We start from the raw sequence: 20,615 nt of genomic DNA, 5'->3' as shown, positions 1-20,615 counted from the left end.
TTTCTAATCTTTAGAACAGCTAAAATGTTTGAATACTTAGGAGGGGAACAAATGAATATCTACGTTCTAATGAAAAGGACATTCGATACAGAAGAAAAAATCACAATCGCAAATGGCAAGATCAATGAAGATGGCGCTGAATTCATCATCAACCCTTACGATGAATATGCGATCGAGGAAGCAATCCAGGTTAGGGATGCTCAGGGTGGCGAGGTTACAGTCATTTCTGTAGGAAATGAAGAAACAGAAAAGCAACTGCGCACAGCGTTAGCTATGGGAGCAGACAAAGCTGTATTAATCAATATCGAGGATGATGTTGAAGACGGAGATCAGTTCACAACTGCTAAAATCCTTTCTGAATACCTTAAGGATAAAGAAGCTGACTTGATCCTTGGCGGAAATGTCGCAATTGATGGCGGATCAGGCCAAGTAGGACCTCGTGTTGCTGAGCAGTTGGGCATGCCTTATGTAACAACGATTACAAAACTAGAAATCAACGGAACTACTGCTACTATTACTAGAGACGTAGAAGGGGATTCAGAAGTCATTGAGACAAGCCTTCCTGTTCTTGTTACTGCACAGCAAGGGTTGAATGAGCCTCGCTACCCATCTCTTCCAGGGATCATGAAAGCAAAGAAAAAGCCTCTTGATGAACTAGAGCTTGATGATCTTGATCTGGATGAGGACGATGTAGAAGCTAAGACAAAGACAATCGAAATTTATCTTCCTCCGCAAAAAGAGGCAGGAAAAGTCCTTCAAGGCGAACTTGCCGACCAGGTTAAGGAACTTGTCAACCTGCTTCATACAGAAGCAAAAGTCGTTTAAGGCATAAAGGAAGAATAAATACGCAGGAGGTAAATCAAATGGCGAGAAAAGTATTAGTATTGGGAGAAGCACGTGACGGACAACTAAGAAATGTATCTTTCGAAGCAATTGCAGCTGCAAAAACAGTTGCTGAGGGCGGAGAAGTAGTCGGAGTATTGATCGGAGAGTCTGTAAGTTCATTAGGAAACGACCTATACCAGTATGGTGCTGACAAAGTTGTGGCTGTAGAAGATGCCAAGCTTGCACAATATACACCAGACGGTTTTTCGCAAGCTTTGATGGCTGTAATCGAACAGGAAAGCCCAGAGGGTATCATCTTTGGACATACATCACTTGGAAAAGACCTTGCTCCTAAAATCGCAAGCAAATTGGGTTCGGGCCTGATCTCAGATGCTGTAGCAGTTGAAGAAGCAGGCGGCAATCTTGTCTTCACTCGTCCTATCTATTCAGGCAAAGCCTTCGAAAAGAAGATTGTCACCGATGGACTTGTGTTTGCTACGGTCCGTCCGAACAACATCGCTCCACTGGAAAAGGATTCTGGAAAATCTGGTGAAGTTTCAACTGTTTCTGCGGAAATCAAAGATTTGAGAACGATCATCAAAGATGTTGTCCGTAAGGCAACTGAAGGTGTCGATCTTTCCGAAGCAAAAGTCGTTGTAGCAGGCGGACGCGGTGTAAAGAGCGAAGAAGGCTTCGAACCGCTTAAGGAACTTGCTGACGTTCTTGGCGGAGCTGTAGGAGCTTCACGTGGTGCATGTGACGCTGACTACTGTGACTATTCACTGCAAATCGGACAGACAGGCAAAGTCGTGACTCCAGACCTATATATCGCTGCCGGTATTTCGGGAGCTATCCAGCACCTTGCCGGTATGTCCAACTCCAAGGTCATTGTAGCGATCAATAAAGATCCAGAAGCAAATATCTTTAAAGTCGCAGACTACGGCATTGTTGGCGATCTATTTGAAGTTGTACCAATGCTTACAGAAGAATTCAAGAAGCTTAAAGTCAACGCTTAATGATAATTGAATTCAAAAAACGGACGTCACAAACGTCCGTTTTTTTGTCTGTAAATAAGAATGAAATGGAATATTCATATGTGAAAAGGGTAAATTACAACAAGAGCAGATAAATAGCATCAATTGGTAAACGATGATATACTGACGTTAGTATTCAGATTTATTTAGGAGGCATTTAAATGGCTATTACACATGCTACTGACGCAACTTTTGCTAACGAAACAGGATCAGGCCTAGTGCTTGTTGATTTTTGGGCACCTTGGTGCGGCCCTTGTAAGATGATCGCTCCTGTACTTGAAGAATTAGATTCAGAAATGGGCGACAAAGTGAAAATCGTGAAGCTTGATGTTGACGACAATCAGCAAACTGCTGCACAATATGGCATCATGAGCATCCCGACTTTACTTGTTCTTAAAGATGGTCAACCAGTTGATAAAGTAGTCGGTTTCCAACCAAAAGAAGCACTTGCAGACCGCCTGCAACAGCATATCTAAGCTTAATGTAAGAATCCCGCCTTCAGAGAAGGCGGGATTTTTTTCGTAAATGCATGGAAAACTAAATAGGGAACACAATAACAATGCCTATTTTCTAGAATCTGGTATACCTCAAACGGTTTATCAAGATGATCATAGTCAATAAAAAGTGATAAAAGTAATGATTACAATCACTATTACGGTCAATAAAAAGTGTTTAATGCCCCAAAAGGAGTTGTAATTACTAATTCGTTCCATATTTCGCCTTTAAAGTATGGTTAATCTTAATGAGGAAAGATAACTTGTCACGAGTTTGTCAAAGTTTTCTTACAAAGTTCATTGACAGTGATAATCATTCTCGCCTATAATAACAATTGTCAATGAAAATCATTATCATTTATAAGGCGAATCACATTACATAGGGGGATTTCAATCATGAACAAGAAAAAGCACCTGAAAGCAATCTTCGCAAGTTTTTTAATGGCAAGCACAGTATTGGCAGCTTGTGGGGGAGATGAAACTGCAGAGAAGCCTGAAGAGAACAAACAGGCTGAAACTGAAGGAAATACTGATGAAAATAAGGAAAATACTGGAGAAACTAAGGAAGTCAATGTAGAAGATACGGATGCAGCAAAACAAGCCGCTACGTATGCAGATATGATGTCCGAACTAGTAAAAGCAAAAGAAGGCCAGGAAGTTAATTGGGATACTGTCCAACAACAATATGAAGCAGGTCTTCAAAAGGATGTAGCCGAACTTAATCCTGAATTCGACCAGGCGATCCAGGCTGCACTTACTGCTGGGAAAAGTGGGGAAATGGAACCGATTATCGCTGTTCAATTGACTGATAAGACAACCCAATCCTATTTCTATCAGAACCAAAAGGCACTTCAAAAAGAAGCAGTTGCTGCACTAAATGAAGATAAGAAGGATGAGGCAAACCTTGCATTTGCACAAATCAAGCACTTGGCAGAAAAGGTTTTCATTCCAACAGCAGAAAAACGTGATAAGTACTACGAGCTAAGCGGAGATTCAAGCCTTGTCGAGAACATCAACTCAGGATTAACTGCACAGGAAGAAGCGCTTACTGCAGGTAATGCTGAAGATTTCCAGGTTTACCTTCAAGTAACTGATAAGTCTATCTACAGAAGCTACTACCTTGCAGCGAAATCTTATGCTGAGAAGATCGAAGCTGGCGTGAAAGAAGGAAAAGATTCAAAAGAACTGTCCATCATGCAGGCGGAAGCTTGGGGCTTCTATCAAGCAATCAAAGGATCACTTGGCGGTGGTGATGAAGCAGCTGCAGCTCAGTTAGACAAACTATTCACGCTTAATACTACTGATCCTGCTACAATTAAGGCTGCAGAAACAAATGCCTTATTCGCAAAAGCGGTTGCCGGCAAAATCAAAGGGTACTACGAAAAGGCTCCGAATCTATTAGCAGAAAACAATGCAGTTGAAGCTAAAGTAAGCGCAATGGAAGGAAATATGTTCTTGAAGATGCTTCAAGGGCAGATGACTGAAAAATTGGGTGAAGAAAAAACAGAAGCAGTCTTTGCAGATGCAGAGGCTTGGTATAATGCCATCGCAGAAAACAAGCCAGAGGATGCAAAAGCAAAAGGCGAAGCAGTAATAACTGCAGTAGATGGTTTGCTTTAAAAATTTGGGAGCCGCAGCGATGCGGCTCTATTTTTGTAGTATTAGAAAGTGTGAATTTTTTACTTTGAGAATTGGCCAGCTCCAGTGCTTGTCAGGATTGACCAAGGCGCTTGCGCTTTTCTTATTTACAGATGAAATACTATGGTAAAATGGCTTGAGGAAAGAAAGAGGTGCAATCGTGAAAATCTTGATTACTGGGGGAGCAGGTTTTATCGGAAGCCATTTTGCTGTCAAAATGCTTAAAGAGCAACATGAGGTGGCCATCATCGATAATTTGCATCCTTATTATTCAGTTGAGAGGAAAAAGCAGCATCTGGATGTCATTAAAAGTGCTGGGACTTTTCAATTCTATCAAACAGATCTCCTTGACCAGGATGAAACCATTGATATGATTAAAAAAGTTTCCCCGGAGGCCATTGTGCACCTGGCGGCTTTGCCTGGTGTGGCCTATTCAATCCTCCGTCCGCTGGAATATATTGATTATGATATAAAGGCAACCGTCAATGTACTCGAAGGAGCTGGCAGGGCAGGTGTGAAGCAGTTTTTATTTGCATCGTCATCATCTGTTTACGGAATGATGAAAAATAAACCTTTTAAAGAAGAAATGGCTGCAGGCAAACCTATTTCTCCGTATGCGGCATCAAAATACGCCGCAGAATCGTTTTGCCATGTGTATGGCCATCTTTATGGGATTGATATGAAAATCCTGCGCTTTTTTACCGTATATGGCCCATGGGGAAGACCAGATATGGCCATCGCTAATTTTATAAAAAAACTGAAAGCGGGAGAAGAAATCACTGTATTTGGAGAAGGCGGTTCCCGTGATTATACATATGTGGGTGACATTGTGAATGGAATGAGCCTCGCTCTCCAAAATTTGGAGCAGAGTGCCATTCTCAATATCGGTTCAGGACGGCCGATATCAATGAACCAGCTTCTGGATGAACTGAAGATTTATTTTCCTGACATGAAGATCAAGCGTGAAGGAGACCGTGCCGGAGATGTAGAAAGAACGTGGGCTGATATTTCACTGGCACGTGAATTGCTGGGATACGAACCAGAGATAGACTTTAGCAAGGGAATTGCGGAAACGGTAGCCTGGGCTGAGCAGTATGAAAAATACCTATAAGAAACTAGTCTCAGTCTTGCTCGTCACTGCATTCCTCATGATGACGATATATTATCTTGATGCTGGTAGGATGCTGGATGAAATTAAGGCCATTGCATCAAGTCCTGGAATGCTGCTGTTTATTTTCACCAGCTATTTCCTTGCTTTTTTTGTCAGAGGGGTTGCCTGGAAGCTCTATTTAAACAACAAAGCACGCCTTTCAACCTGCATGTATGGTCTATTTTACAGCTTGCTGCTGAATCACCTCCTGCCCGTCAAGGCTGGGGATTTTGCGAGAATTGGTGTCATGAAAGCAAGGGAGCCGGGAGTCTCGGGGCATGAAGCTTTTAATTCTGTGATTATCCTACGGCTGATGGACACATTGATCCTTTTCACAATGGCTCTGTTGGGATTGGCTTTCCTTGAGTTGCCCGTTTATGGGAATGTGATTGTTTGGCTTGGAGTAATTGGAGTGATGGTCGCTTTAATTATCTTCTATAAATTCCGGTCTTTTTTTGACAGACAAATATCTATAATGAAAACTGCCTTCTCTGGCTGGCGCGGTTTCTGGATCTTTGGGTTGACTCTGGTAAGCTGGGTCCTGGAAGCAGCGGTGATTTATGGAGTAGTCCTGAATGGGGGTAGCATAATCAGCTTTGTACAAGCTGTCTGGGTAAACAGCATAACGGTTGCAGGGCAGATTTTTCAAATTACCCCCGGAGGAATGGCCAGCTATGAGGCCATAATGGTTTTCGCGTTAGGAGTTAATGGGATAGCGGGAGAAAATGCATATACTGCTGCGGTCATTACCCATGGATTGAAATATTTATTTTCATTCATTGTCGGAGGGATTGCATTAGCTGCTTTTCCTGTGCCGGCAAACTTATTAAGAAAATGGATTAGAGAAAGGGGCAACGAATCATGAAGAGTGCTTCAAAGTTTGAGAAATTCGCGGCCCGAAGCTGGAATTTGCTTAATGAAGGGAAACCTTTCACGCCAATTTTTACAGTTGGCACAATGGTATTATTTCATCTCGGAGATATTGGGAGTGCGGGCAGGATCACAGAGTTTTTACTCGCATTCCTTACTGTACTGCCGCTATTTTTCATCTATTTTGTTTATGATTTTCCACTTTTTTTGAGAAACTATTTGTGGATTCCTTTAGTTGTTTTTATTATCATTTGGCCTGAACCTAATATAACTTTGCTGCTTTTTGCTGCTGGTTTATACTTTTTCTTTACGGTGTTTTTCTGGGGAACGCTTTACTATCACCTGAGGATTGGAACTTCATGGCTTAACTTCACGAGGTTTTGGAAGCTTGTTTTGAAAAATAGTGACTCCACTAGCGGAAATGCCCAAGAGCAGCTCCCGAAAGTATTCCTGCTGCTATCGGTTTGGGAACTGTCATTTACCGCTTTAACAAGTGATATAGGAATGCCATTATTGGATATAGCCTTGTTTTATGGCTTCGTATTTCTTTTTACAGTTATTATGCATAGATACTTATTTGACTGGAAGCCAAAAGCCTACCAGACGTATACGAAGGATGAGGGACCTGCAGTACCAGAGAATGGCCTGTCAGATAAGGTCATTGTCATCGTGATCGATGGTATGCGCAAAGAACGCTTTTATGAAGCAAATACACCTTTCCTCGATCAATTAAAAGAGAATGGTACTGAATATTTGAATATGGAAACCTTATACCCTGCAAGGACCGTAGTGTGCTTTAGTTCAATGTTCACTGGCACCTATCCGTTTGAGCATGGAATTAAATCGAATATGGTCTATAAACTCGGGGTTAATACGGAAACGATTTTTGACTCGCTTCGAAAGGTTGGTAAAAGGGGCAGGCTGCTGGGGATCGCCCACCTGGTTGATGCGATGGGCAGTGATGTCGAGACGGTTACGGCTGTTATGCATAAGGATAAAGCGGACACCAATATGCTTGCGAGGGCAAGAAAAATAATGGACGAGCAGGATCCAGATCTTTTCATCGTGCAGATGATCGGTACCGACCAGGTTGGTCACAGCCGCGGAGTCCTGTATGATGATTATATTGAAAAAATCGAGGAAGCAGACACGCTGATTAAAGAGTTTGTCGAATGGCTTGAAGCAGAAGGGAAAATGGAGAATACGACTCTTATAATCTGTGCAGATCACGGACAGGCTGATGGCATTGGTGGTCATGGGCACCTGGATGAAGGAGAACGGTTTGTTCCATTTTTCATGCATGGCCCGCATATCGCCAAAGGGAATAAGGTCCAGGAAAAACACAGCCTAGTCTCACTGGCTCCAACAATTTCCTACCTGATGGGAGCGCCATATCCATCCAGCAGCAGGGGGAAAGTTTTAATGGATGCAATAAAAGTAGAGAAGGAAGAGAATGTAATTGAGTAAAGTTATCGTATTTTTGCCGGCTTACAACGAAGAAGAATCAATTGGTGAAGTAATTGAAAACATTCCACGCAGTTTTGCCGGTGCTGATAAAGTGGAAGTGTTGGTTATTGATGATGGGTCAACGGATGCCACGGTTGCTGAAGCGAAAAAAGCGGGCGCCGACCATATCATAAGCTTTGAAAAAAACCGCGGCCTGGGTGCCGCGGTCCGAACAGGAATTGAAGAGTGCTTCCAAATGGGGGCTGATGTCGGCGTGATGATTGATGCAGATGGAGAATACCCGGCATGGCAAATTCCCGACATTGTCAAACCTATTCTCAATGGAGAAGCGGATTATACAATGGGATCCAGGTTTATGGGCACAATAAAAGGAATGAAATTTCATCGCAGAATGGGGAATTATTTTTTCACCTTTCTGCAAACCTTATTATTGAGAAAATGGCTATATGACGGCCAATCAGGCATGAGGGCATTTTCCAGGCAGGTTCTAGAGCATGCAGAGATCATCCATGATTACAATTATGCTCAAGTATTGACGCTGAACCTTGTCAGAAAAGGGTTCAGTGTACTTGAAGTGCCGATCCAATACCGCGTCAGGACAACTGGCACATCTTTCATTTCATTCAAGAAATATATGACGAATGTCGTGCCGGCAGTTTATCGTGAAATGTCCAGGCCTGTCTCCAAGATTGTTGGTTTGGATAACTATCAATCTAAAAACAGTAAAAATAGTGACAATAAAGTGACGGTTGTTAAATATGATTGACATTCAAAATGATAATCATTATCATTATCATTGTAGGAGGGAAAACAGCAAATGAAAAGAGCTATATTTTTTTGTTTTTCATTGATATTTATTCTCATTAACGGTATTCCTCAAACTGCAAGCGCTTATTCATATGGTGACCCAAATGAAGAAAAAGTAGCGGAAGTCTATAAGGAAATGCAGTTGAAACTGGATGAGGACCCTCCAAACTTCTCGGCCGCAACATCCCTGTTTGAAACGGTTAAAGAAGAAATCGATATGCATATGGGAACCGAGCCAGGAGAAGTGATCATGGAAAGCCTGGAAGAAAAAGATAAAGAAGCAACGATTGAAAATATGGAAAAACTCCTCGTGTTGAATGTGGCGAGGAGGCTTGAAAGCATTGAAAAGAGCTTTGAGGAGTATGATACTTCAAAGAAGCTGCTGGCCAAAGGATATGCTACATATCAGGCACTATCACCAAAGGTTGAAGCAAGTGAACCTGAAGTAGACAAAGAAATAAAAGCTGACTTTGATGCTGCACTTGAGGCACTAGGAAATCCCGGACTCTTTGGAGTAGGGAAGAAGCCTTCTGACATAGCGGTTTTTAGAGAGAAGAAAGAAGAGATCCTGAATGCATTGCAAGAAGGATTTGATCTTCCGAGCCTGGAAGTCGGGCATTTTACAGATACGGAAGAAGAAGAGGGCCCTGGGAAAAAGGACTGGACAGACCGTTCGAATATCCGTAACTGGATTCCTTTGATTTTGATTGTCACGGTCATTGGTGCGATTGTCGTTATTGGTATTAAGAGAAGAAGATCATAAATTTTGATGACACCTTGGAGAGGGGAGAATCAGCAATGGAAGTTCAAGCATTATTGATTACTTTTCGTGAAGTATTGGAAGCGTTATTAATCATCGGGATCATCACAACATATTTGAAGAGAACCGGTAATCCTAAGTATACCAAGTATGTATGGCTGGGTGCAGGACTTGCTGTTCTGGCAAGTATCGGAGTTGCGATTTTGTTCCAGGTTGTGTTCACAGGCTTTGCTGCAATGGGCAGTGAGATTTACCTGAAAATTGGAATCATGATTGTTTCTACTGTACTCTTGACCCAGATGGTATTCTGGATGGCGAGCCACAGTAAGGACCTGAAAGGTAATATGGAAGGGAAAATGAAGAAATTCATCTCGACAGGAAACATTGTCGGCATGGTTATCCATTCATTCCTTGTCGTCTTGCGTGAAGGAATCGAAACTGTCTTCTTCTTTGCGGCAATCACAGGTGGTAACATCGGTGCTGCAATGCAAGGATGGGGAGCAATAACAGGTACACTGATTGCTGTTGCCGTCTCTTACATGTTCTTTAAAGGTACGATGAAGGTCAAGCTTAAGACGTTCTTCCAAATCACAGGCGCTTTCATCATTCTGATCTCTGCTGGATTACTAGTGCAGGCCATTTCAATGATGCAGGATGTCAACATGATTGGAAGCGTTATGTACCATGTTTATGATATTACATGGCTATTGCCAGAACACCCGATTGATTATGCGCATTATCTCCGTGACACTGGTGTCGCACCGCTTATCTCTGGTGATGTGGGCATCTTCCTGAAGGCTCTGTTCGGATATTCATCCATGCCTTCGGTTGAAGAAGTCATTGCCTATATCGGATACTTTGCTGCGATCTTCCTGATGACTTCATCACGCAGCCCTAAGAAAGAAAAGGCCGCTGAAAACAAAGCTGCAGAGAATAAGCAAGTAGTATTGAACCCACAAGTTAAATAATCAATTTTATTTGAGGCTTTACGATCCTCTCTCCAGAAAAAGTACAGGGAATCTCCTTGTACTTTTTTCATACTTAAAGGTTGTTTTTGTATTGATTGTTGCTTTCCGAACACATACAGTGATTCGAATTCTTAGAGGTGTCGGGCTCTTTTCGAAGATGCTTCCGTACTGGAAATGCGTAGATAATCGTAAAAACCCATATTCGGTTTTTACTTTGGGGGTAAAAGCAACAAAGTTTACGAAAATAGCGTACGTAAAAACGATTCTCGGTGGAAGTTAGTTGGTGTAAAATGTTGAATTTAGAAAAAATGAACAGAGTAATCATTCTTGGACTTAGTACGCTTGCAGTCCTTTACATTTTCATAATCCAGTTGAATTCACTTAATCCATTCGTATTCTCGTGGGATCAAGTCGACTTTACCCTGGCAATGGACAGGTATGACCTGCGTGCGATGCAGCCGCATTTCCCTGGCTATCCGTTTTTTATTGTAGGGGGATTGCTAACAGAACTCCTTGTGCAGACACCAAATCAGGCCCTGGTTCTATTTAATGTTTTAGTGTATGCCAGTTCAATCCTGCCTGTGTATCTACTTGGGTCAAGAATTGTTAGCAGGCCGAATGCCATTCTAATTGCAGCGGCAATTTATACTGCTAGTTATCCGTTGATCATAGTCAACCAGCCGATGTCGGAGGGGGCTGCACTTGCTGCTTTTTGGTGGTATTTCTGGAGTATCGCGGCAGCAGAGTCGAGGCCATCAGGGAAATGGATGCTGTTGCCGCTATTTTTGTTCAGTGTCCTATTAGGAATAAGGTTGAGCTACATTTCGATGGGAATCGGGCTCGTTTATCTATTATATAGAAAATGGGCAAAACATGAGCTTTCTTTGACAGGTGTTTTTAAATATGTGGTCATTGCTGCATTGTTTCAGTCAATCTGGGTTGGAGGGCTGATTATTTCTGAAGGTGGTCTCGTTAATTTTCTGGAGCTTGCTTTTGGATTTACCGGAGGGCATTTTCAGGAATGGGGAGGCACTTCGGTCTCGAATGAACTGTCTAGTTGGGCAAGGCTGAAAACATTCTTGTTTACCAACATTTTGTGGTGGGGAATCTTTTCACGAACAACTGTTTTGATGGTATTATATATAGTTATTGGCATATTTATTTTTTTGCCGTCGTCTAAAAGTAAAATTTATAAGGAAAACAGCTTTCATCTGGGCGCATTGCTGTTGCTCGCCTACGGGGTCTGGGCACTTTTTGCCCAGAATATTGAAAAACCGAGGCATATACTGCCATTAGCGCTATTGCTGGTCTTTCTTGGCCTGACTGTCTATTTTAAAAAAAGGGCAGGGGTGTATGCGAGCTTTTTGGTAATAGGGGTTATCATCGCCCAGGCAATTATTTCTTCAATTTATATACAAAAACAGGCTGTAATCGAGCCGGCCGTTTACCAGCTTGCACACTATCTTGAGGAGCAGCCAGAGGACTTCGTTTTGTATACATGGGAAGAAACCAGAGTGCTTCAGTATCTGAAGATGCCTTACCCACATAAACGAATCTATACCTATAGGATTTTCCTGCACGATCAGGGGTTATATAAAGGTAAGACAGTTTATTTAACAGACAGTGTTGTTGAAGGCTTCCGCTCTCAGGGGATTAATCTTGACGGGAAGCTTGAGAAAGTAAATACTTTTGCATCAGATAAAATTTTTGATCCAGTCTATCACGAGATTATTTTATATAAATGGACACCGTAACAGGAGGTGAATGGCATGAACGAGCAGATCAAGAATAAGCTTGCTATTCTTCCTGCGCAGCCAGGATGTTATTTAATGAAGGACAGACAGGGGACCATCATTTACGTAGGGAAAGCCAAGGTATTGAAGAACAGGGTGCGCTCTTATTTTACAGGATCGCATGACGGAAAAACGCTGCGTCTTGTAAATGAAATTGAGGATTTTGAGTATATCGTCACCTCCTCCGATATGGAAGCACTGCTTCTTGAAATCAACCTGATCAAGAAATATGACCCAAAATATAATATCATGCTCAAGGATGATAAATCGTATCCGTTCATCAAGCTGACTGCAGAACGGCATCCAAAGCTGATCATTACGAGAAAGGTAAAGAAGGATAGCGGCAAATATTTTGGGCCGTACCCGAATGTCCAAGCGGCGAATGAAACGAAGAAACTGCTGGACAGGATCTATCCGCTCCGGAAATGCTCGACGCTACCTGACCGTGTTTGCCTTTATTATCATCTGGGACAGTGCCTTGCTCCTTGTGTCAAGGATGTCAGCAAGGAAGAGTATAAACAGATTACGGATGAAATCTCGCGCTTCCTGAATGGAGGCTATAAGGACATAAAGGAAGATTTAACGGAGAAAATGGCTGGGGCTGCCGAGGAATTGGATTTTGAACGGGCAAAGGAATTTCGCGATAAGATTGCCCATATCGAGGCAACAATGGAAAAGCAGAAGATGACAACGACGGATTTTACCGACCGGGATGTGTTTGGCTATGCTGTCGATAAGGGATGGATGTGCGTGCAGGTATTCTTCATCCGCCAGGGCAAACTGATTGAGCGCGAGGTTTCGATGTTCCCGATTCACAATGAACCGGAAGAAGATATCCTGACATACCTGGGGCAATTTTACTCGAAAAATGAGCATTTTAAGCCAAGGGAAGTATTGGTGCCAGAAGGCGTGGACCTCGAAATGGCTGAAGGACTGCTTGGCGTGAAAGTCCTAAAGCCACAGCGCGGCAAGAAAAAAGAACTTGTCCATTTGGCGTCCAAGAATGCCGGTATCGCTCTAAAAGAAAAGTTTTCGTTAATTGAGCGCGATGAGGAACGGACGATTAAAGCTGTTGAAAACCTTGGCGAGCAGATGGGCATTTACACACCTCATCGGATTGAATCTTTCGATAACTCCAATATCCAGGGGACAGACCCGGTTTCGGCAATGATTGTTTTTATCGACGGCAAGCCTGAAAAAAGGGAATACCGCAAATACAAGATCAAATCGGTCAAAGGCCCGGATGATTATGAATCAATGAGAGAAGTCGTAAGGCGCAGGTATTCACGTGTCTTGAAAGAAGGCTTGCCACTGCCAGACTTGATTATCATTGATGGCGGAAAAGGACATATCGAGTCCGCGCGTGATGTCCTGGAGAATGAACTTGGACTGGATATTCCGATTGCCGGCCTGGCTAAGGATGATAAACACAGGACATCCCAGCTATTATATGGTAATCCTTTGCAGGTGATCGAACTGCCGCGGAACAGCCAGGAGTTTTACCTATTGCAAAGAATCCAGGATGAAGTGCATCGGTTCGCGATTACCTTCCATCGCCAGTTAAGGGGCAAAAGTGCCTTTCAGTCACTGCTCGATGATATTCCTGGCATTGGCGAAAAGCGCAAGAAAGTTTTGCTGAAGCATTTTGGATCGGTGAAAAAAATGCGGGAAGCCTCAGTGGAAGAGTTGACCGCTGCCGGCCTTCCAGCCAATGTTGCGGAGGAACTATATCAGAAATTACAGAATTAATGTAGCATTCTATTTTTTTGTGTGCTATAATGATAAAAAAATTTCATATAGCTATCACTTTAGAGCATTAAAGTGAAGATAGAGGTGCGAACTTCAAGAGTAAAGGCCTGGAGAATTGTAGGATTCAGCGAAGGGCTTTGAAAGGGGATGTTTGCCGAAGTGGGGAAATGCCTATCCATTTTCTCGCTGGTCCTTCGTTGAATAAACGCTGGATTGTCAAGATTGCCATCTTGGAGTGCTATCTCATGTTGCAGCGTTTATACACGTTTATCAAGCAATGGGAGACACTCTCATTGCTTTTTCTGTTTTTAGGGCTTTTTTATACATGTAAATCTTTGAAGGCTCTAGGGAAAGATACATATGCGTAGTAGCAATGAAACTCAAATAGAGGCAAAATACAGAATGAAGAGGCAGGGGAAACGTATGGGATTGATTGTACAGAAATTTGGTGGAACATCAGTTGGCAACGTTGAAAGGATCAGGAATGCTGCCAGCAGGACAGCGGAAGAACTGCAGAACGGCAACAATGTCGTGGTTGTCGTATCAGCAATGGGCAAAACGACGGACCATCTTGTCGACATGGCGAATGATATTTCGAGCGCGCCATCAAAGAGAGAGATGGATATGCTTTTGACAACGGGAGAGCAAATTACAATTGCTCTTTTCTCCATGGCATTGGCGCAAAATGGGATTGAGGCTGTTTCCTACACAGGCTGGCAGGCTGGAATCAAAACGGAAGCTGTCCACGGGAATGCCCGGATTGTCGATATAGAGACGGACAGGATTGCCAACGATTTAGAGAGTGGAAAAGTGGTCATTGTCGCGGGATTCCAGGGAGTTACTGATGATGGAGAAATCACCACACTTGGACGCGGCGGGTCAGATACAACGGCAGTAGCACTTGCAGCGGCTTTGAAGGCTGATAAATGCGATATCTATACCGATGTGACGGGCGTATTCACGACCGATCCAAGATATGTGAAAAGCGCGAGGAAATTGCTGAGTGTTTCCTATGATGAAATGCTTGAGCTGGCAAACCTGGGGGCAGGTGTGCTCCACCCGCGTGCGGTGGAATTCGCAAAGAACTATGGATTGCCACTTGAAGTAAGATCCAGCATGGAAAAAGAAAGAGGCACGACCATCGAGGAGGAGAATGAAATGGAACAGAATCTAATCGTACGCGGAGTTGCGTTTGAAGACCAAATCACGAGAGTATCAGTCCTTGGAGTAAGCACTTCATTAAAAGGACTTTCAACTATATTCACAACACTTGCCCAGAACCACATCAATGTTGATATCATCGTCCAGAGCAGAACAGAGGCAGGTACTGCCAATATATCCTTCTCAATCAAGAGCAACGATCTGCCAGAGACACTGGATGTATTAGAACGAAATAAAGAATCATTAAACTATCAAGCGGTCGAATCCGAAACCGGCCTGGCAAAGGTATCAATTGTGGGTTCAGGCATGGTTTCAAATCCAGGTGTTGCTGCCAAGATGTTTGAAGTACTTGAAGGAAACGGAGTCCAGGTGAAGATGGTAAGCACATCTGAAATTAAGGTTTCAACCGTTGTTGAGGAAAAACAAATGGTAAACGCAGTAGAATCACTCCACGAAGCATTTGAGCTTTACTCCGAAGCTGTTAAGACGAATTAAGAGAGTCGCTGAAGAAGCTTTCCTGGTGTGAGCTATCGGGAAAGCTTTTATGATTACTTATATGTAAACGTAAATGAGATCCTTAGAGATTTATACTCGCATTAGTGATGATGATGACGGATAAAAGGAGAAACGAAGAATTATCGTCACAATAAAGCGAATAATTTGCAGATAAAAAGGAAAAGCAAAAAATTATCGTCACATTCAATAGGATTATGTGGGAGAAAACGAGACAACTGTGGAATGGAAATAAGAAAAACAGGGAAAGTAACTAGAATTTTTAAGGGCACAGCAAGGGTTTCGCTGTGCCCCCCTGTCATTATACACTACTACTCAATCGAATCATTCTTATCCCATTTGATCGTGAACAAAATTTTCAATGATTTTTTATTGGGGTGTTCGAAGGCTTCAGCTGTTACTTTTTTCTGTTGTTCCATTTGCTGGGCAATGAAACCTGCTTCTAGCTGGAATGTGGTGTTTGGATTATTCTTCAGTCGGGAGGAAATTAGCTCGCTGCTAAGTTCAAGCACCATTTCTTTTCGGGATTCTTCTTTGATGGTTAATGTGCCCCAACTGGCATCCTGGAAAAACTGGATGGTTTCGTCAAGGGTTGCTAATGGAAACTTTCGGGCAAGGCGTTTTCCAGCCCAGTACAAGATTTCTGATGTATCTTTACCGAGAAGTTCTGGCAGAAGGACTTCCCTGACCAATTCATACCCAAATTCGGAAACAGCTATTGGCTGGTTCTCCGTTTTTTGCTCTGAAGTTGTTATTTCACTCATGTTCTCCCCTCTTTCTATCACTCTATTATAAACAATTTGCCGCGAAAACAACCTATGATCATAAATTAAAAAGTTGTTAAATTTTGCATGGCATAAGGAATTCTATAAAATTTTTCCATGTTTATACCATACCCGAAACTTGGTTATTCAAAAATTATTGTATCGGGAAATTTTTATCAGGCGTATCCAATAGGCAATAGTATTATTTTAATATACTCTTTAACCCGTTGGAATAATTAGAAAGAGGGATTTTTACAATATCAATATATTTTAAAAATTTTATTTGTATAAGCATTTTTATGTATCCGTTTTCTTGACGCTCTATTATGATGGGAGTAAAATGAACATGTCACATAATTGTAAGAAATGCTTATTTTTTGATGTTGGGTTGAATCAATCTGTTAGGTTAATAGGGATGGGGAGACAAACCTGAACATCACGGCCAAATTTCAAGGGGGGTATACATATGGCAGGTAGACAAGAGTTTTATTGGCGGAGGCTGCATTCATTGCTGGGTGTCATTCCAGTAGGTCTTTTCCTTATGCAGCACCTTGTAGTCAACCATTTTGCTACAGGGGGAGAAGAATCATTCAATAGCGCAGCACATTTTATGGAGCAGTTGCCTTTCAGGTATTTTCTAGAAATTTTCATTATCTTCTTACCATTATTATTCCATGCAATCTACGGTCTATATATTGCTTTTACAGCTAAAAACAATATAGGCCAATATGGCTATTTCAGGAACTGGATGTTCATGCTTCAGCGTGTGTCTGGTGTCATCACATTGATTTTCGTAGCATGGCATGTATGGGAAACTCGTATTGCTGCAGCATTTGGTGCAGACGTTAACTTCCAGATGATGGAGACGATACTATCAACTCCATTTATGCTTTGGTTCTATTTAATTGGTGTTATTTCTACTACTTTCCACTTTGCGAACGGATTATGGTCATTCTTCGTAAGCTGGGGAATCACTGTAACACCTCGTTCACAAGTGATTTCTACTTATATCACTATCGGAGTTTTCATTGCGCTTTCCATCGTAGGTGTCCGCGCAATCCTGGCATTTGTATAAGTCTTTTTCGAGGACTTCTGTCCGAAGCTTATACTGGAAAACGGTTTACTTTGATCGGATATGAAAGACAGACTTGGATTTAAGGGAGTGAGTCACGATGAGTAAAGGTAAGGTTATCGTAGTCGGCGGCGGTTTGGCTGGCTTAATGGCTACAATAAAAGTTGCAGAAACAGGAACTCCTGTTGAACTGTTTTCTCTTGTGCCGGTAAAACGTTCCCACTCTGTATGTGCACAGGGCGGAATCAACGGTGCAGTAAATACTAAAGGTGAAGGTGACTCTCCATGGGAGCACTTTGATGATACAGTTTACGGCGGTGACTTCCTTGCAAACCAGCCGCCTGTAAAGGCTATGGCTGAAGCAGCACCTGGAATCATCCACCTTCTTGACCGTATGGGCGTTATGTTCAACCGTACGCCAGAAGGTTTGCTTGATTTCCGCCGCTTTGGAGGTACTCAGCACCACCGTACAGCATTTGCTGGTGCGACAACTGGACAGCAGCTTCTATACGCTTTGGATGAGCAGGTGCGCCGTCATGAAGTGGCTGGTTTGGTCACAAAGTACGAAGGATGGGAATTCCTTGGAATCATTAAGGATGAAGAGGGCGTGTGCCGCGGAGTCGTTGCACAGAACCTGACTTCAATGGAAATCAAATCATTTGCTGCTGATGCTGTAATCATGGCAACTGGTGGCCCTGGTATCATTTTCGGTAAAACAACGAACTCTGTCATCAATACGGGTTCAGCTGCTGCGATCGTTTACCAGCAGGGAGGATATTATGCTAACGGTGAATTCATCCAGATTCACCCTACAGCCATCCCAGGGGATGATAAACTCCGCCTGATGAGTGAATCTGCCCGCGGTGAAGGTGGACGAGTTTGGACGTACAAAGATGGAAAGCCATGGTATTTCCTTGAAGAGAAGTATCCTGCTTATGGAAACCTAGTGCCTCGTGATATCGCTACACGTGAAATCTTCGATGTGTGCGTAAGCCAGAAGCTTGGCATCAACGGCGAGAACATGGTTTATCTTGACCTTTCACATAAGGATCCTAAAGAGCTTGATATCAAGCTTGGCGGTATCATTGAAATCTATGAGAAATTCATGGGCGATGACCCGAGAAAAGTACCAATGAAAATATTCCCTGCTGTTCACTATTCTATGGGTGGACTATGGGTTGACTATGATCAAATGACAAATATTCCTGGTCTATTTGCCGCAGGTGAAGTTGATTACTCACAGCACGGTGCGAACCGTCTTGGCGCTAACTCACTATTGTCTGCAATCTATGGCGGAATGGTAGCAGGTCCAAACGCAATCCGTTACATCAACGGACTGGAAAAGAGCTCAGATGCTATTTCTTCAGTACTGTTTGATGATGCTGTCAAGATGGAGCAGGAAAAGTGGGACAATGTCATGTCACTCGATGGCACAGAAAATGCATATGTCCTTCACAAAGAGCTAGGCGAATGGATGACTGACAATGTAACAGTTGTTCGCTACAATGATAGACTTCTGAAAACAGACGAGAAGATCGTCGAGTTGATGGAGCGCTATAAGAATATCAATATCAACGATACTGCAAAATGGAGCAACCAGGGTGCTGTGTTCACACGCCAGCTTCAAAACATGCTTCAGCTTGCACGTGTTATCACTATTGGTGCATATAACCGTAATGAAAGCCGTGGGGCTCACTATAAGCCAGAATTCCCGGATCGTAATGATGAGGAATTCATGAAAACAACGATGGCGAAGTTTGTTGATGCAAACTCTGCGCCAGCTTTCCATTATGAAGAAGTTGATACTTCATTAATCCAACCGCGTAAGCGCGATTATTCCAAGAAGAAAGGGGAGTAATAAAGCATGTCAGAGAAAAGAACTGTCCGTTTTATCATCAGTCGTCAGGATACTCCTGATTCAGCCCCTTATCAGGAAGAATTTGAACTTGATTACCGTCCAAATATGAACGTGATTTCCGCGCTAATGGAAATTCGTCGTAATCCTGTAAATGTAAAAGGTGAAGCCACTACTCCAATTGCCTGGGATATGAACTGCCTTGAAGAGGTTTGTGGTGCGTGTTCGATGGTCATCAATGGCCGCCCGCGTCAGTCATGTTCTGCACTGGTTGACCAGCTGGAGCAGCCAATCAGGCTTGAGCCGATGAGAACATTCCCGGTTGTCCGTGACCTTCAGGTTGACCGCAGCCGCATGTTCGATTCTTTAAAGCGTGTCAAGGCATGGGTTCCAATCGATGGTACTTACGACCTTGGACCTGGACCTCGTATGCCAGAGAAAAAGCGTCAGTGGGCTTATGAACTTTCAAAGTGTATGACTTGCGGTGTCTGCCTTGAGGCATGTCCTAACGTAAACGACAAGTCTGATTTCATCGGGCCACAGTCATTATCACAGGTTCGTCTTTTCAACGCCCACCCAACAGGTGCTTTGAACAAAGGTGAGAGACTTGAAACAATCATGGGAGACGGCGGACTTGCTAACTGCGGAAACTCACAGAACTGCGTCCAGTCTTGCCCTAAAGGCATTCCATTGACTACATCAATCGCAGCCTTGAACCGTGATACAACACTACAGGCATTCAAGAACTTCTTCGGAAGCGATCAAGTATAAAGAACAGCCTCCTTTTCTTTTGGAAAAGGAGGCTTTTTCATTTTAAAGCTAAAATAGGACTTTTTTGCAGGTGTATTCCCTTGGTATACTTTTACTAAGGCTCTTGGTCCTTTTCCAGAAGTGATAATGCCTTATCACTTCTGGAAAAGATCCTGTGTAAGAAAAGCAACATATCAGTGCGAAAATAGCCTTTCTTAAAGGCATAAATGGGAGCGGTATATGCAACTTTCAAAGATATTGGCAATTGGAATTATTATTAGTGGTGTGATGATCCTGGGAATTGGTTTATTTCAGTTATGGGACATTAAGCGGCAAGAGAAGATCTCCCTTGAGGCTGCAAAAGAATTGGTCCAGGGAAATAAACAAAAGGCAAATAAGAAAGAATTCAAGCCTGAGACGGGAGAGGCTTCTGGATTGCTGTTGATTCCAAAAATTAATGCGGAATTGGCAATAGTAGAAGGAACGGATGCTGACGACCTTGAGAAAGGTGTTGGCCACTATAAAGGCTCGTTCTACCCTGAGGAAAATGGACAAATTGTCCTCTCGGGCCACCGTGATACAGTTTTCCGAAAAGCAGGAGACCTGGAATTGGGTGATCACCTGACGATGAAAATGCCTTATGGAGATTATACATATGAGATAACCGGCACAAAAATTGTCAGCGCAGATGATACTAGTATCATTACCCTCCAAAATTCCGAAGAAGAGCTCGTTTTAACAACATGCTATCCATTCAATTATATAGGCGATGCCCCTGACCGATATATCATCTATGCAAAAAGAATGTTAGATAAAAACTAGTTTAACCAGCATGGAACGTCCCTGTGCTGGTTTTTGTTGTATACTTTTTTATTTCCAAATAGACTAAAAATATTTATAATAAAGAAAAGAATGAATGTTCATTCAGTATCCGGGAGGTTTCAA

18 protein-coding genes and 1 riboswitch are annotated in these 20,615 nt (G+C 42.7%); of the genes, 17 read left to right on the top strand and 1 reads right to left on the bottom strand.

Features of this window, described 5'->3' with window-relative positions; translation table 11 throughout:
• Window positions 1-51 precede the first annotated feature (51 nt).
• The 13 genes from DYI25_RS11935 to DYI25_RS11875 all read left to right on the top strand — a co-directional run bounded on the left by DYI25_RS11935 (window position 52) and on the right by DYI25_RS11875 (window position 15,211).
• Window positions 52-825, top strand: coding sequence for an electron transfer flavoprotein subunit beta/FixA family protein (locus DYI25_RS11935; RefSeq protein ID WP_213368984.1), 774 nt, complete (start codon window positions 52-54; stop codon window positions 823-825).
• 38 nt (window positions 826-863) lie between these two features.
• Entirely contained in the window at window positions 864-1,841 is a 978-nt protein-coding gene (locus DYI25_RS11930) for an electron transfer flavoprotein subunit alpha/FixB family protein (protein ID WP_213368983.1), read from the top strand.
• A 179-nt stretch (window positions 1,842-2,020) separates the two neighbouring features.
• Window positions 2,021-2,335, top strand: coding sequence for a thioredoxin (gene trxA, locus DYI25_RS11925; protein WP_213368982.1), 315 nt, complete (start codon window positions 2,021-2,023; stop codon window positions 2,333-2,335).
• Between the two features lie 414 nt (window positions 2,336-2,749).
• The gene (locus tag DYI25_RS11920) at window positions 2,750-3,973 is read left to right on the top strand and encodes a hypothetical protein (RefSeq protein ID WP_213368981.1); all 1,224 of its coding nucleotides are present in this window, start codon (window positions 2,750-2,752) and stop codon (window positions 3,971-3,973) included.
• 178 nt (window positions 3,974-4,151) lie between these two features.
• Window positions 4,152-5,102 (top strand): NAD-dependent epimerase/dehydratase family protein, encoded by a 951-nt coding sequence (locus tag DYI25_RS11915; protein WP_213368980.1) that lies wholly within the window; start codon window positions 4,152-4,154, stop codon window positions 5,100-5,102.
• The gene (locus tag DYI25_RS11910) at window positions 5,086-6,006 is read left to right on the top strand and encodes a lysylphosphatidylglycerol synthase transmembrane domain-containing protein (RefSeq protein WP_213368979.1); all 921 of its coding nucleotides are present in this window, start codon (window positions 5,086-5,088) and stop codon (window positions 6,004-6,006) included. The genes DYI25_RS11915 and DYI25_RS11910 overlap by 17 nt, the downstream gene beginning before the upstream one ends.
• Window positions 6,003-7,478, top strand: a complete 1,476-nt coding sequence (locus DYI25_RS11905) for an alkaline phosphatase family protein (RefSeq protein WP_213368977.1) — start codon at window positions 6,003-6,005, stop codon at window positions 7,476-7,478. Before DYI25_RS11910 ends, DYI25_RS11905 begins: the two co-directional genes overlap by 4 nt.
• Window positions 7,471-8,244 carry a glycosyltransferase family 2 protein gene (locus DYI25_RS11900; RefSeq protein WP_213368975.1) on the top strand — a complete coding sequence of 258 codons (774 nt, stop codon included), beginning with the start codon at window positions 7,471-7,473 and terminating at the stop codon, window positions 8,242-8,244. The genes DYI25_RS11905 and DYI25_RS11900 overlap by 8 nt, the downstream gene beginning before the upstream one ends.
• 51 nt (window positions 8,245-8,295) lie before the next feature.
• Window positions 8,296-9,048 (top strand): hypothetical protein, encoded by a 753-nt coding sequence (locus tag DYI25_RS11895; RefSeq protein ID WP_213368973.1) that lies wholly within the window; start codon window positions 8,296-8,298, stop codon window positions 9,046-9,048.
• Between the two features lie 35 nt (window positions 9,049-9,083).
• Window positions 9,084-10,013 carry an FTR1 family iron permease gene (locus DYI25_RS11890; RefSeq protein WP_213368971.1) on the top strand — a complete coding sequence of 310 codons (930 nt, stop codon included), beginning with the start codon at window positions 9,084-9,086 and terminating at the stop codon, window positions 10,011-10,013.
• A 290-nt stretch (window positions 10,014-10,303) separates the two neighbouring features.
• Window positions 10,304-11,767 (top strand): hypothetical protein, encoded by a 1,464-nt coding sequence (locus tag DYI25_RS11885; protein WP_213368969.1) that lies wholly within the window; start codon window positions 10,304-10,306, stop codon window positions 11,765-11,767.
• A 15-nt stretch (window positions 11,768-11,782) separates the two neighbouring features.
• On the top strand, window positions 11,783-13,555 hold the full coding sequence (uvrC, locus tag DYI25_RS11880) for an excinuclease ABC subunit UvrC (protein WP_213368967.1): 1,773 nt from the start codon (window positions 11,783-11,785) through the stop codon (window positions 13,553-13,555).
• 71 nt (window positions 13,556-13,626) lie between these two features.
• A riboswitch (Lysine riboswitch) is annotated at window positions 13,627-13,804 on the top strand.
• A 174-nt stretch (window positions 13,805-13,978) separates the two neighbouring features.
• Window positions 13,979-15,211 carry an aspartate kinase gene (locus tag DYI25_RS11875; RefSeq protein WP_213368964.1) on the top strand — a complete coding sequence of 411 codons (1,233 nt, stop codon included), beginning with the start codon at window positions 13,979-13,981 and terminating at the stop codon, window positions 15,209-15,211.
• Window positions 15,212-15,540: 329 nt separating this feature from the next.
• Here the strand turns inward: DYI25_RS11875 and DYI25_RS11870 are convergent, their stop codons facing one another.
• Window positions 15,541-15,993 (bottom strand): YslB family protein, encoded by a 453-nt coding sequence (locus DYI25_RS11870; RefSeq protein WP_213368962.1) that lies wholly within the window; start codon window positions 15,991-15,993, stop codon window positions 15,541-15,543.
• Window positions 15,994-16,459: 466 nt separating this feature from the next.
• Between DYI25_RS11870 and DYI25_RS11865 the strand changes: the two genes are divergently transcribed.
• From DYI25_RS11865 to DYI25_RS11850, 4 genes are all read left to right on the top strand, one after another.
• Window positions 16,460-17,068 (top strand): succinate dehydrogenase cytochrome b558 subunit, encoded by a 609-nt coding sequence (locus DYI25_RS11865; RefSeq protein ID WP_213368960.1) that lies wholly within the window; start codon window positions 16,460-16,462, stop codon window positions 17,066-17,068.
• Between the two features lie 97 nt (window positions 17,069-17,165).
• Window positions 17,166-18,923, top strand: coding sequence for a succinate dehydrogenase flavoprotein subunit (sdhA, locus tag DYI25_RS11860; protein ID WP_213368958.1), 1,758 nt, complete (start codon window positions 17,166-17,168; stop codon window positions 18,921-18,923).
• 6 nt (window positions 18,924-18,929) lie between these two features.
• Window positions 18,930-19,691, top strand: coding sequence for a succinate dehydrogenase iron-sulfur subunit (sdhB, locus tag DYI25_RS11855; protein WP_213368956.1), 762 nt, complete (start codon window positions 18,930-18,932; stop codon window positions 19,689-19,691).
• A 219-nt stretch (window positions 19,692-19,910) separates the two neighbouring features.
• Window positions 19,911-20,492 carry a class D sortase gene (locus DYI25_RS11850; RefSeq protein ID WP_213368953.1) on the top strand — a complete coding sequence of 194 codons (582 nt, stop codon included), beginning with the start codon at window positions 19,911-19,913 and terminating at the stop codon, window positions 20,490-20,492.
• The last annotated feature ends 123 nt before the right edge of the window (window positions 20,493-20,615 follow it).

This window comes from Mesobacillus boroniphilus, assembly GCF_018424685.1.
GTDB lineage: Bacteria > Bacillota > Bacilli > Bacillales > Cytobacillaceae > Mesobacillus > Mesobacillus boroniphilus_A.
Note: the sequence above shows the minus strand (reverse complement) of the source record. Positions and strands in the feature narration are given on the sequence as shown.